General features: G+C 68.9%; 11 protein-coding genes. 4 read left to right on the top strand and 7 right to left on the bottom strand.

Annotation, left to right across the window (positions count from 1 at the left end; genetic code table 11):
- Positions 1-4 precede the first annotated feature (4 nt).
- Positions 5-1,201, top strand: coding sequence for a glucoamylase (locus tag ACIBG5_RS01570; protein WP_396389489.1), 1,197 nt, complete (start codon positions 5-7; stop codon positions 1,199-1,201).
- Here the strand turns inward: ACIBG5_RS01570 and ACIBG5_RS01565 are convergent.
- Together ACIBG5_RS01565 and ACIBG5_RS01560 are read right to left on the bottom strand one after the other, a co-directional pair.
- On the bottom strand, positions 1,198-2,268 hold the full coding sequence (locus ACIBG5_RS01565; protein WP_396389488.1) for a glycoside hydrolase family 172 protein: 1,071 nt from the start codon (positions 2,266-2,268) through the stop codon (positions 1,198-1,200). The two genes, ACIBG5_RS01570 and ACIBG5_RS01565, sit on opposite strands and share 4 nt — an antisense overlap.
- Before the next feature lie 69 nt (positions 2,269-2,337).
- The gene (locus ACIBG5_RS01560) at positions 2,338-2,865 is read right to left on the bottom strand and encodes a hypothetical protein (protein WP_396389487.1); all 528 of its coding nucleotides are present in this window, start codon (positions 2,863-2,865) and stop codon (positions 2,338-2,340) included.
- A gap of 140 nt (positions 2,866-3,005) precedes the next feature.
- Between ACIBG5_RS01560 and ACIBG5_RS01555 the strand changes: the two genes are divergently transcribed.
- Positions 3,006-6,134: an amidohydrolase family protein gene (locus ACIBG5_RS01555; protein ID WP_396389486.1), complete on the top strand. Its 3,129-nt coding sequence runs from the start codon at positions 3,006-3,008 to the stop codon at positions 6,132-6,134.
- A gap of 23 nt (positions 6,135-6,157) precedes the next feature.
- Here the strand turns inward: ACIBG5_RS01555 and ACIBG5_RS01550 are convergent, their stop codons facing one another.
- Positions 6,158-7,279 (bottom strand): Gfo/Idh/MocA family protein, encoded by a 1,122-nt coding sequence (locus ACIBG5_RS01550; protein WP_396389485.1) that lies wholly within the window; start codon positions 7,277-7,279, stop codon positions 6,158-6,160.
- A gap of 65 nt (positions 7,280-7,344) precedes the next feature.
- Here ACIBG5_RS01550 and ACIBG5_RS01545 point away from each other — a divergent pair, with 65 nt between their 5' ends.
- Complete coding sequence (locus ACIBG5_RS01545; protein ID WP_396389483.1) at positions 7,345-8,151, top strand: alpha/beta hydrolase; 807 nt, start codon at positions 7,345-7,347, stop codon at positions 8,149-8,151.
- Here the strand turns inward: ACIBG5_RS01545 and ACIBG5_RS01540 are convergent.
- Both ACIBG5_RS01540 and ACIBG5_RS01535 read right to left on the bottom strand, forming a co-directional pair.
- Entirely contained in the window at positions 8,136-8,651 is a 516-nt protein-coding gene (locus ACIBG5_RS01540; RefSeq protein ID WP_396389482.1) for a rhomboid family intramembrane serine protease, read from the bottom strand. The genes ACIBG5_RS01545 and ACIBG5_RS01540 overlap by 16 nt on opposite strands.
- Positions 8,652-8,890: 239 nt before the next feature.
- Positions 8,891-9,868, bottom strand: a complete 978-nt coding sequence (locus ACIBG5_RS01535) for a ribose-phosphate pyrophosphokinase (protein ID WP_360449587.1) — start codon at positions 9,866-9,868, stop codon at positions 8,891-8,893.
- A gap of 351 nt (positions 9,869-10,219) precedes the next feature.
- Here ACIBG5_RS01535 and ACIBG5_RS01530 point away from each other — a divergent pair, with 351 nt between their 5' ends.
- Positions 10,220-10,579, top strand: a complete 360-nt coding sequence (locus ACIBG5_RS01530) for a hypothetical protein (protein ID WP_396389480.1) — start codon at positions 10,220-10,222, stop codon at positions 10,577-10,579.
- Between the two features lie 22 nt (positions 10,580-10,601).
- Here ACIBG5_RS01530 and ACIBG5_RS01525 read toward each other — a convergent pair whose 3' ends face one another.
- Together ACIBG5_RS01525 and ACIBG5_RS01520 are read right to left on the bottom strand one after the other, a co-directional pair.
- On the bottom strand, positions 10,602-11,624 hold the full coding sequence (locus tag ACIBG5_RS01525; RefSeq protein ID WP_396389479.1) for a threonine aldolase family protein: 1,023 nt from the start codon (positions 11,622-11,624) through the stop codon (positions 10,602-10,604).
- The gene (locus ACIBG5_RS01520) at positions 11,621-12,994 is read right to left on the bottom strand and encodes a class II 3-deoxy-7-phosphoheptulonate synthase (protein ID WP_396389478.1); all 1,374 of its coding nucleotides are present in this window, start codon (positions 12,992-12,994) and stop codon (positions 11,621-11,623) included. The genes ACIBG5_RS01525 and ACIBG5_RS01520 overlap by 4 nt, the downstream gene beginning before the upstream one ends.
- Positions 12,995-12,998 lie beyond the last annotated feature (4 nt).

Below are 12,998 nucleotides of genomic sequence, written 5' to 3'. Positions count from 1 at the left end.
AACGATGCGGGACGACAGCGCGCGACGGGACCGGTGGTTCCCGGCCGTGGTGATCGTCGTTCTGCTGACGATCCTGGCCGCCGGTACGGCGAACAACCTCGCGCGCAACCCACAACCCCGGCTGGTCGCGGACGGCGTACCGATCCACGGGGCCGCGCAGTCCGCGGGAGAGCGCGGCGAGCTGATGCAGCACGCGATCGCCGACCTCGACGCACTCACCCTCCCCAGCGGCGCCACGCTGGCGGGCTGGGACGGCCCCTGGCGGTTCGTCTGGCCCCGCGACGCGTCGTTCGTCGCCGCGGCACGGTGCTCGATCGGACAGTACGACCAAGCCGACCGGGTACTGCGTTTCCTCGACGGCATCAAGGCGTCGTCGGGCCGTTGGGAAGCCCGGTACTCCGCGACCGGCGAGGTGATCCGCGACGGACGTGAGCCACAGCTCGACGGATCGGGATGGGTGCTCTGGGCAACCTGGTTCTGCCGGGCCGGCGCGAAGTACTGGGAGCTGGTCCGCGAGTCCGCTGACGAGATTGTTTCCGAGCTGACCCCGGACGGACTGCCCGCGCCGTCCCCCGACTACTGGGAGCGGCCCGAGTCGACGGTGACGCTGGGCATCGTCGCCCCGCTCCTCACCGGCCTCCGCGCCGCGATTCAGATCGCCACGCAACAGAACCACGGCGACGAGGCCGCGCGCTGGCGGGCCGCACTCGACAAGCTGTCCACAGCAACAGATCGCGTCTTCGGTCCGGACTATCCGCGAACGCCGGCTCACGCGGTGAGCTTCCTGGAGCCGGGACTCGAGCCGATCGGGATCGGTGGTGGTGCCGATGCGATCGTCACCGTGCTCGGACCACCGTTCGCTCCGGCCCGGGAGGCCGTGTCCACGGCGATCGACCGGACTCGCGGCGTACTGACGCAGCCGAACGGAGGCGTGACGCCGGGCGAGGACTGGCGCACCGACGGCGTGGCCTGGACGCCGCAGACGGCGTTGTTCGCGCTGAGCGCGGCGGCCCGCGGAGACCGGGCGACCGCTGAATCGTTGCTGTCCTGGCTCGACCATTACCGGACCAGCACCGGCGCGCTGCCGGAGAAGGTCAATCGCGACCTGGAGCCGGCCGGCGAGGCTCCCCTGGGCTGGACCTCGGCCCTGGTCGTCCTCACCGGCGCGGCATTGCACAAGCCGCTACCGATTCCCGGTTAGCAGATCTCCATCACGTCGTACACCGGCGCCTCGGGGCGCGCCGTACTCGTCTTGGCCGAGTAGAAGAACGCGGTCGACGCGATGTCGTCCTGCAGCGGCAGATAGCGGCCTCCCGACCGCCAGCCGAGGGCCTGTACGTCGACCCGCAGCCGCTCCTTGAACCGGATCGGGTCGGGCAGGTGGAAGCGGTACATCCCGAACCGCTGCTGGCTCGCGTACTGCCCGTCCGGCCGGATCACTTGCGGCATGCCGAGGTACGGCGTACTGAACTCGGTGTAGCCGCCGAGGTGGGGCACGTCGAAGTTCCACGCGCCGCCGAAGTAGTCCTCGGTGCCGGTGCCACAGATGGTCGGGAACTCGTCGTCGCCGTCGAGGTAGAACTTCACCTCGCCCTCGCCCCACCAGCCCGTGCTGTTGACGCCCCAGGCGACGTACGTCCCGACGTAGTGGCCCGGCCCTTCCACGCCGTCCAGCAGCGTGTGCACGGTCTTCGACTGCAGCGGGTTGCTCCGCCGCCACTGTGCATGCAGGTACGCCGACTTGTCCGGTACGGCGCCCAGCCAGTAGTCCACCTGGAAGTACACGACCACCTTCTCGTCGTGCGTGTTCTCCAACGTGACTGTGGCCTGCTCGGTGAACGGCATCTCCCAGTAGCAGTTGAAGCCGCCGTTCGGGTTCACCGCCACCGGCAGCGAGTTGACCTGGGCGAACTTGCCCCAGCCGGAGCAGAAGAAGTCTCCGACCGGCGTCTCGATCGCGGGCGCGTCGTCGCCGTCCCAGTGCGCGCGCAGCACCAGCCGCCGCCAGTGGTCGACGTGCGTCGTCAGCCAGATGTGGGTGATGCAGCCCGAACCGGCGATGTCCGCGAGCGTGACGGTCTCGCCCGGGCCGATCTCGATCGACGGCGACACCTTCCAGCCCTGACCGAGATCCCGGGCCGCGCGGGCCCCGGTCCCCTCGGTCCGCCGGCCACCCTGCCCGGGCTCGCCGGTCGGGTTCTCCGCACTGATGGACCGCGACTCGACGTCGGCGAGCGCGCTGATGCCGGACAGATTCCCAAGAGTCATACCGCGACCCTAGGCCGCGGCAGGGTCCGTGAGAAATCGATTGCCCACCAAGTGGACCACGCCGACTGATCAGCAGGGGCGGACCTTGGCGTCCAGGCCGTGCTCGAAGGACACACAGGCCCATGGACGGCCCTGGTCGGCCTTGGCGCGGACGATCAGGGGGAACGCGGTGGCCCCGCGGACTTCCGGGGTCTTGTCGGTCTTCAGCGAGCCGATCGCGCCGCCACGGGACTCGGCGGCCGACTTCACGTCCTCGATCGTGACCGCGCTGCGCGCGGCCTTGGTGGCCGCGTTCTCGGCGTCAGTGGCTACCGCGAGGGCGAACTCGATCTCCGGCGGCGTAGCCCAGGTCGTCTGGGTCACCGGGATGACCAGGCCGAACATCGCCAGGCCGATCGCCGTGACGACCTGGCGGATGCGGCGGGTCTGGTCGGTGAGCAGCAAGGCGGCGCAGCACAACGCCAGGACGAGCGTCAGGCCGCGCAGGATCCAGTGCCGGTCGAGCCGGCTGTCCAGCGCGAGCCCGGCGACGAGTGCGATCACGATGCAGAGCACGGCGGCGCCGAGCGCCCGGAGCCGGGGAGACACGGAAGGCATGGCGCAGACGATAGACGTTCGCCGTTCGTCGCAGCGCACGGGCCGTTGGGCGATCGAACCGCCGGACAGGATCGTGCACCATCGACGGTCCTGGCACATTGTGTGAGCTCCCACCGCCCCCTAGGGATTGGAATCGCATCGTGCCTCATGACGCCCACACCCCCGGATCCTGGAGCATCTCGCGGCGCCGCGCTCTGCAACTCACCGGAGGTCTGGCCGCGGTCACCACCACCGCGTCCGCAACCTCGACCGCCTCTGCTGCACAGGCGGCCGGCAATCAGGCCCTGCTGTCGGAGGGCACCAACTTCATGGTCGCGGTCTCCCCCGACGGCCGCTGGCTGGCCTTCGACCTGGTCACCGCGATCTGGGTGACACCGTCCGCGGGCGGTGAGTCGCGGCGGCTGACCGACGACCTGCAGGACGCGACCCGGCCACGCTGGTCGCCGGACGGCCGGCGGATCGTGTTCCAGTCGTACCGCGACGGCAACTTCCACCTGTGGACGATCGGGGTTGACGGCCTCGGTCTCACTCAGCTGACCAGCGGCCGGTACGACCACCGCGAACCGCATTTCACGCCCGACGGCCGGTCGATCGTCTTCTCCTCCGACCGCGGCGGCAACGGCGGCTACGGCATCCACCGACTCGACCTGTCCGGCGGCAAGATCGTTGCCCTCACGGACGACCCGAGCGATGAGGCCGAGCCCGCCGTCTCCGCCGACGGCATCAAGATCGCCTTCACCGTCGACGCCGCGTCGATCGTCCAGCTCGACCTCACCACCGGTGAGCGTACGACGCTGGTCGCCGCAGAGACCGGGATTACTTTGTACGGACCGGCGTACTCCCCCACCGGTCAGCTGGCGTACGTCCGGCTGGCGGGACCGGTGTGTGACCTGGTCGTCGGCGGTGAGAAGGTGACGAGTGGGAAGGACGTGTTCGCCGTACCGCCCTCGTGGGCATCCGCGAGCGATGTCTTCTACACCGCCGACGGACACGTGTTGCGACATAGCGCCGGCGGCGCGCATACCGTCGTACCGTTCACCGCGACCGTCCCGGTGACGGCGAAGCGGCCGCGGCCGAAGGTGCCGGACCTGGAGTCGACCGCGCGCCGGCCGGTGCTCGGGATCGCCTGCCCGACCGCGTCGCCGGACGGCGAGTGGATCGCGTTCCGGTCCCTGAACGCGTTGTGGCTGGCGGCAACGAGCGGCCATGGGCAACCACGCCAACTGGTTGCCGACGGCTACTTCAACTCGGATCCCGACTTCTCGCCGGACGGCAGCAAGTTGCTGTACGCCGGCGATCGGGACGGGACCGCGGACCTGTGGCTGCACGACCTGAAGACCGGTGCCGACAGCAAGCTCTCGTCGTTGCCCGGGGCACAGACCGCGCCGCGGTTCTCCCCGGACGGGAAGCAGGTCGCGTACCAGGATCAGGACGGGATCGCGTGGGTGCTCGATCTCTCCTCCGGCCAGGTCCGTCAGCTGACACCGACGTTGTTCCAGCCCGGCCGGGTGGGCTGGTCGCGGGACGGGACGACGATCGTGCTGGCGGCGGTCAGGCCGTTCTCCAAGCGGTTCCGCGAAGGCACCAGCCAGCTCCTGTACGTCGATGTCGCCACGACGGCGCTGGAGTACGTCGAGCCGATGCCGTTCCGCTCACTGGCCACCCGCGGCGACGATGGCCCGGTCTTCTCTCCCGACGGCAAGTGGCTCGCCTTCGTCGTCGAGAGCCTGCTGTACGTCGCTCCCGTCGACGAACGCGGGCGGTTCACCGCCGAGCCGAGGGCGATCACCGACGAGGTCACCGACTCGCCGGTCTGGCAGGACAACGAGACCTTGCTTTACCTGAACAACGGCCGGCTGCGGCGCACGACTCTGCGCGGCTCTCGCCCGCAGACCATCAAGCTCGACCTGCAGTGGCGCCGGGCGATTGTCAACCAGCACGTCACGATCCACGCCGGCGCCCTGTGGGATGGCCGCGCGACCACGCTGCGCCGCGACGTCGACGTCGTACTGGACGGGTCGCGGATTGCCGCCGTACGGCCGCATCAGGGGCGCGCGGACATCGACGCGTCGGAGCTGACGGTGATGCCTGGCTTGATTGATGCGCACAACCACTGGCACCTGCGTGGGCGGGCGTGGGGTGCGCGGCAGGGCAACCTGTGGCTGTCGTACGGCATCACGACCACGCGGTCGCCCGGCGATCCGGTCTATCAGATGCAGGAGACGCGGGAGGCGCTCGCCCACGGGTCGCTGGTCGGGCCGCGGTACTTCGCGACCGGTGAGGCGATCGACGGGTCGCGGGTCTACTACAACTTCATGCGGCCGACGCTGTCGGTACGGCAACTCGGTCTGGAGCTCGACCGGGTCGAGGGTCTTGCGTACGACCTGGTGAAAACGTACGTGCGCCTGCCGATCGACTACCAGCGTCGCGCGATCGCCGCCGTCCACCGACTCGGACTGCAGCTGTCGTCGCATTACCTCTATCCGGCCGAGCACCTCGGCATGGACGGGATGGAGCACACCGGCGCGACGAACCGGCTGGGCTACTCGCACACGGTCAGCCGGCTCGGCCGCGCGTACGCCGATGTCGTCACGCTGTTCACCAAGGCCGGGCTGTCGGTCACGCCGACACTGTTCAACTCGACAATGGCGCACGTTGACGACCCGAGCCTGCTCACCGACCGGCGGACGACCACGCTGTTCCCGTCCTGGGAGTACGCCGCTCTGCAGACCGAGGTGAACACGGCGGCAGGACCAGCGGGCGTGACCACGCGGGAGTTGCTGCGCGGCAACGTCGACATGGTGCTGCGGATCCACCGCGGCGGTGGATTCGTGATCTGCGGCACCGACAGCCCGCTCGACAACGTCGCGGTGTCCACGCATGCCAACCTGCGATCGATGGTCGCCGGTGGCTTCACGCCGTACGAGGCTCTGACGACCGCGACGCGCAACCCGGCGCGGTGGCTGAACCTCGAGGACAAGCTCGGCGTGATCAAGCCGGGAGCTCAGGCCGACCTGTCGTTCGTGACCGGCGATCCGCTGGCCGACATCCGGGTCGCCGCCGCGGTGGACCGGGTGATGGTCGCCGGCAAGCTGCACACGGTCGACGACCTGCTGGCGCCGTACTCCGGTGGCGCCCGGACGACGGCCGCCGTACCGGCTCCCGCGAATGCGCCGACTCCGCTCACCCGGGAGCAGGCGCACTCACACGACAACACCTACTGGTGGCACGAACCCGAGTGGCTCCACAGGGTGTGCTGCGAGGGCTGACGCCTTCGGGCCTCCGTGATCTGTCAGAAGGTGGTCGTGAGGTTCTGCGTCTGACCGGTTGCGGAGGCTCGGTACGCGGCCTCGATGATGTCGATCACGTGGCGCGCGTGTTCGGCGGTGACGATCGAAGGCTTGCCCTCGCGGACCCAGTCGACCAGCTGCATGACGTCCTCGTACACGTGCTGCTCCTCGATCTCGCGGTGCACACCGGTCACGTGCGGAAGCAGTGCCTGGTTGCCCGGACCACGCGGCGAGAGTTCGGCGGGGTTGCGGTTGGGGAAGTCGAACGGCTCATCGTTGAGCAGCAGTCCGTCGATCGTCCCCTTCGTCCCGTAGTACGCACCGCCGAAGCCGCCCCGCATCCCTCCTGCGGCGGTCCCGGTCGCGACGCAGAACAGGTTGTCACCGAAGTCGATCAGCACGATGGTGTTGTCGTCGGCATCCGTCCGTACCTCCGTCCCTCCGCTGGTCCGCACGGGAATCCGTACGCCGGACATCGCCGTCACGCGCTTCGCCGGGCCGAGGATCCCGGTGACGGCGTGCAGCCCGTACACCGTCATGTCGTACATCGGCCCGCCACCGGGCTTGCGGAAGTACCACGACGGATCGATGTTCGTCAGTACGTCGCTGCCGCCGCGCACGGCCTCGTCCTCGTGATAGGTGCCGAACGCCGCGCCACAGCTCACCCAGGACAACGTCCCAATGACGCCCTCGGCAATCAACTCACGTGTCCGGACGTGATGCGGACGCAGCATCTCCCCCGGCGAGGCAACAATCCGCAGGTCGTTGGCCGCGGCAAGCTCGATGAGCTCCGTCGCCTCGGCGACGGTGATCGTCATGGTCTTGTTGAAGTGCACATGCTTTCCGGCCTGCAACGCCAGCTTGCCCTGCTCGTAGTGCAACCCGATCGGCGAAGCAATCGTCACGGCATCGACATCCCCACGAGCCAGCAGGTCCTCGTACTCCGTGAACCCCTGCTCCACCCCGAACTTCTCAGCCGCCGCCTCCGCCCGCCCCGGCACCGGATCACACACCGCCGCCAGCGTCACCCGCCCGGCAAGATCCCCCTGCCCCAAATGCGGCAGAAGCCCCCGCACCGAAATACTCCCCGCCCCAACAACACCCATCCGCACCGAATCCGCCATGCACCCGATCCTCCCACGCGACACCACTCCCGGCTGCTCCCTCGGGTCGGATAGGTTTCGGCGCCATGAGCGTTGTCGAGCATGTTGTTCTCATTCACGGGACCTGGGGTCGCGGGAGCAGCTTCCGTGAGGCCCGGGCTGCGTTCGAAGCCCGTGGGTTTGCTGTTCATACGCCGACGTTGCGCCATCACGAACTGCCTCTGCAGGACGGATCGACGCAGGTCGCGACGCTCAGCCTGACGGACTACGCCGACGATCTGGTCGAGGTGTGTGAGTCACTCGATTCGCCGCCGCTGATCGTCGGACACTCCTTGGGTGGGTTGCTGGCCCAGCTCGTCGCGGCCCGGACGGCGCATGCCGGTCTGATCGGGGTGTGCCCAGCCCCGGCGGCCGGGATCTTCGCCATGTACCCGTCCATGAGCCGGCTGTTCCTCAGCCACTACCTCCAGCCGCGGCCCTGGGCCAAGCCGCTCCGTCCGACCTGGGAGAAGTTCCAGGTCGGCGGGCGAATCACGCAGACGCTGGAGGACTCCCGCGCGCGGTTCGCGGACCTCGTCTGCGAGTCGGGCCGCGCGTACTGCGAGATGGCCTTTCCACAACTCGACCGCCGCAAGGCATCCCGCGTCGACTACGCCGCGATCTCCGGCCCGGTCCTGATCTTCGGCGGCGCCCGGGACCTCACCGTGGTCCCGGCAGTCTGCCGCGCCACCGCCTCGAAGTACCCCAACGCCACCTACCAAGAAATTCCCGACGCCGACCACATGCTCCTGTTCGGCAAGATCCTCCAAACCACCATGACCCACGTCGACAACTGGCTAGCCACCAACAACCTCACCTCCCCCGAACCAACGTCCGATCAGCGCTCGGGGTGAGGCAAAAGCAGGAAGCCAACGACCATGCCGAGCAGACAGGGCAGGCCGTGATTGTCGTGCAGGATCGTGTCGACTACGGCCAGCACCGGGACGGCGAGCGCCAGGATCCGCAGCTGCAGTGGTGGCGTGACGCCGTACCGGCGCGGAGCCACAAGGATCACCGTCGTCAGCCCGCCGATCAGACCGGCGACGCACATCGAGTTGCCCGCGCCAACCGGGTTGAGCCACACGTAGCTCATGAGCTGCCCGAACCATCCGCAGACGAAGTAGAGGACCAGCCACCGCCACCGCCCGAACACGCGCTCGGCGACCGAGCCGACCACGGCCAGCAGGATCAGGTTCGAGACCAGCCCCGACGCCCAGCCGTCCTGGAAGAACATGCCCGTCAGCAGGCGATACCACTGCCCGTCGTCGATATAAGACGCGTCCCGAACCACATGCGCATACAGCGGCCGGTACACCAGTTGCGCGATCCCACACGCCAGCGTCACCAGAAACACAACACCAGTCAGCACCGGCAGCCGCGGTCCGAAAGCGAGTGCCGAGAGAGGGCTACGTTCCGCAGTACGAGTAGTCACATCGAGAACCTAACGATCCGACGGGGCCGTACCTCCGTCGTTTGTCACGACGAACCCTGCCGTTTGTCACGATCAGCAGCCGGCCATCCGCCGGCAACGGTCCGTTCGACCGCGGGCGCCGGCCAAGTAGTCGCACGCGGGCGCGGGTCGGCCCAGTACCCCTAGAACGGGAGTTTGGGTTGGGGTGGGGCGTGGGTGGGGTCTACGCCGTCGAACAGGCTGCTGACGGACTCGCCCTCGTGGATGCGCTTGATCGCTTCGGCGAACAACCCGGCGACCGAGCTGACCTGGAGCTCGGGGAAGCCGGCCGGCCGCGGGACGGTGTCGGTGCTGATCACCTCGGTGACCGACGGGTGCGACCGGAGCCGCTCCACTGCCTTCCCGGCGAACAGTCCGTGGGTGGTGGCTACGGCGGCCTGGGTGCAGCCGCGATCCTTCAGGCGGTCGAGGAGTTCGATGATCGAGCCGCCGGTGGCGATCTCGTCGTCGAGGATGATCGCGCGCTTGCCGGCTACGTCGCCGACGATCGCGTCGATGATGACGCGGTCGTCGGCCAGGCGCTGCTTGCTGCCGGCGGCGACCGGGAGGCCGAGCAGCCGGGAGAACTGGGTGGCGGTCTTCGCGTTGCCCAGGTCCGGGCTGACCACGACCGTCTCGGTCAGGTCGCGGCCGCGGAAGTGGTCTGCGAGTACGCCGATCGCGGTCAGGTGGTCGACCGGGACCGAGAAGAACCCGTGCACCTGAGGTGCGTGCAGAGCCATGGTGAGGACGCGGTCGACGCCGGCCGTCACCAGGAGGTCCGCGACGAGGCGACCGCCGATCGAGATGCGGGACGCGTCCTTCTTGTCCGACCGCGCGTACGCGTAGTGCGGCATCACGGCGGTGATCTGCTCCGCAGAGGCGCCACGGGCCGCATCGATCATCAGGAGCAGCTCCATCAGGTGCTCCTGCGTCGGCGGCACCAGTGGTTGCACGATGTACACGTCTCGCTGCCGACAGTTCTCCTGCAGTTGTACCTGCAGGCAGTCGTTGCTGAAACGATGGATTTCCACCGGTGCGAGCGGTACGCCGAGATCGGCACAGATCCGCTCCGCCAAATCAGTGTGGGCACTTCCGCTGAACACGACGATCTCTCGCACGGCTCTCCCCGAACGCTGCGAACCCCGACGCCTGCAGCCTATCCCGGGCCCGCACGGACCACCGGCCCGAGGTCGGCATCCGGTCGCGAGAACTGCTGAGCGCCGTTCGGGCAAGTGAGGATGAGCCCGTCTGCCCGGACGGGCTCTGCCCAATTGACGAGGAAGCACATGGTGCACTCCAGACCGAGACCGCGGTGGATCGCCGCCGCGGCGCTCGCCCTGTCCATCGGCCTCACGGCCCAGAACCCGGGCCTAGCATCACGGCCGGTGGTCTGGCCCCGGAGAAGGCGCAGTACGTCCTGGAGTCGTCGCTCACACGACCGAGCTACGCGGCCTACTCCACCAGGATCGATGCGCGCTGGAGCTTCGCATCGGGCGCGGACACCAAGAACCTTCCGCTCCTGGGCGTTCGTTACCAGCCGACGGTCGACATCAACAACACCGCAGCGCGTACGCCGGTCACCACGCTGCCCGTGGTCGTCCAGGCTCAGCCCGGCGCCACGCTGCCTCGCATCCGCACCGCTGCAGTACTCCGCGGACGGCGGCACCACCTGGCGTACGGCACCGCTCGCTCCTGGCAGCGGCGGCGAGTACACCGCGATCTTCCCGACTCCGAAGGAGGGCAAGACCGTCTCGCTCAAGCTGCACCTGGCCGACGCGGACGGGAACACGACTGACCTGACCACGATCGACGCGTACCACCTGCGCTGACCGAACGCGCCGGAACCCTCGCCTACTGAAGGATGCGGGCGAGGGTTTCGGCCGCGGTACGGCAGTCGGCGGTCGAGGCGTCGAGGTGGGTCACCACGCGGAGCTGGGTGTGGCCGACACCGCCGACGAGTACGCCGGTCGCGCGAGCAGCTTCGACCACCTGGGCGACGGTCTTGCCCGTGGCGGCGAGGTCGGCGACCACGATGTTGGTCTCGACCTGGTCGGGCTTGACGGAGCCGGGGGCGGCCTCGGCGAGGATCGAGGCGACGAGACGCGCGTTGGCGTGGTCTTCGGCGAGGCGCTCGACGTTGTGCTCGAGCGCGTAGAGACCGGCCGCCGCGAGTACGCCGGCTTGGCGCCAGCCCCCGCCGAGGCGCTTGCGCCAGATGCGGGCCTCGCGGATCAGCTCGGTCGAGCCGACCAGCACTGAGCCGACCGGCGCACCCAAGCCCTTCGACAAGCACACGCTGGCAGCAGCCGCACGCGACGCGTACGCCGCGACCGGCACCCCAGACGCCACCGACGCGTTCCACAGCCGCGCACCGTCCAGGTGCAACGGCAGCCCCAATCCATCCAGTTCGTCCGCCAGAGCGTCGTACCCGTGCTGGATCGCGCCTCCGCCGAAGTTGTGCGTGTTCTCGACCGACACCGCCGCGGTGGAGACGAAGTACGACCCGAGGTCCGGCGCGATCAGTGCGCGGATCTGCTCGAGGTCGATCTGACCGGCCGGCGCGCTCCACGTCCGTGTGGTGACGCCGCTGACGGCCGCGTGCGCGCCGAGCTCGGCCCGCGCGATGTGTGCGCTCGCCTCGCACAGGATCTCCGCGCCAGGCGGCACCAGCGCCCGTACGCCGAGCATGTTCGCAAGCGACCCGGTGACGGTGAACAAGCCGGCCTCGTGCCCGAGCAGTCCGGCGACCGTCTCCTCCAACCGGTTGATGGTCGGGTCCTCGCCGTACACATCGTCCCCGAGAGGTGCCGAAGTCATCGCCGCCAGCATCCCCGCCGACGGCCGGGTAACGGTGTCGGACCGCAGGTCAATCACGCTCGCGCGCCCCGCAGCCGCTCGGCGACCAGGAACGCGAGCTCGAGCGACTGGTGCCGGTTCAGCCGCGGGTCGCAGGCGGTCTCGTAGCGGTTGACCAGATCCTCGGCGACCAGCTCCTCACCGCCGCCCAGGCACTCGGTCACGTCGTCGCCGGTGAGCTCGATGTGCATGCCGCCCGGCCAGGTCCCCACCTGCTCGTGTGCGTCGAAGAAGCCCTGGACCTCGTCCATGACGTCCTCGAAGTTGCGGGTCTTGTATCCGTTCGGAGTCTCGAAGGTGTTGCCATGCATCGGGTCGCACACCCACGCGATCGGCGAGCCGTGGTCGCGGACGGCCTCCAACAGCGGCGGCAGCCCGTCGCGGATCTTGCCGGCGCCCATCCGGGTGATGAAGGTCAGCCTGCCTTCGATGCCCTTCGGGTTCAGCTTGTCGATCAGCGTCCGGATGTACTCCGGGGTCGTGGTCGGCCCGATCTTCACACCGAGGGGATTCGACAGCGAGGCCAGGAACTCGACATGCGCGCCGTCCAGCTGCCGCGTCCGCTCCCCCACCCACAGCAGGTGGCCGGACACGTCGTACGGCTGCTGGGTGCGCGAGTCGATCCGGGTCAGCGCGTGCTCGTACTCGAGGATCAGCGCTTCGTGGGAGGCGTAGAAGTCGACAGTCTTGAACTCGTCCGCGGTGGCGCCGCAGGCCCGCATGAAGGAGAGCGCGCGCTCGATCTCGGACGCCAGCCGCTCGTACTTCTGCCCGACCGGCGAGGACTTCACGAAGTCGGTGTTCCAGGCGTGCACCTGGTGCAGGTCGGCGTACCCACCGGTGGTGAACGCGCGGGTCAGGTTGAGCGTGGCCGCGGCCGCGTTGTAGACGCCGCGCAGCCGGTGCGGGTCCGGGTTCCGCGCCTCGGGCGTGAACTCGAGCCCGTTGACCGCGTCACCCCGGTACGACGGCAGCGTGACGCCGTTCCGCGTCTCGTCACCGGAGCTCCGTGGCTTGGCGTACTGGCCGGCGATGCGACCGACCTTCACCACCGGCACACTCGCGGCGTACTGGAGCACGACGGCCATCTGCAGCAGGACCCGCAGCTTGGCCCGGATGTTCTCCGCGGTCACGCCGTCGAAGGTCTCCGCGCAGTCGCCGCCCTGGAGGATGAAGGCCTCGCCGCGGCTGACCGCACCGATCTTGGTGGTCAGGTCGTCGCACTCACCGGCGAACACCAGCGGCGGCAGCTTGCGCAGCTCGCCGATCACCTGGTCCAACGTGGCGGAATCCGGCCACTCCGGCTGCTGCAGCGGCTTCAGCGCCCGCAGATCATCCAGGCCCGGCACCCCAGGCACTTCCCCCGCACTCACCGTCGCGAATTGCATGCCC

The sequence above is a fragment of the Kribbella sp. NPDC050241 genome (assembly GCF_044459685.1).
Classification (GTDB): Bacteria; Actinomycetota; Actinomycetes; order Propionibacteriales; family Kribbellaceae; genus Kribbella.
Note: the sequence above shows the minus strand (reverse complement) of the source record. Positions and strands in the feature narration are given on the sequence as shown.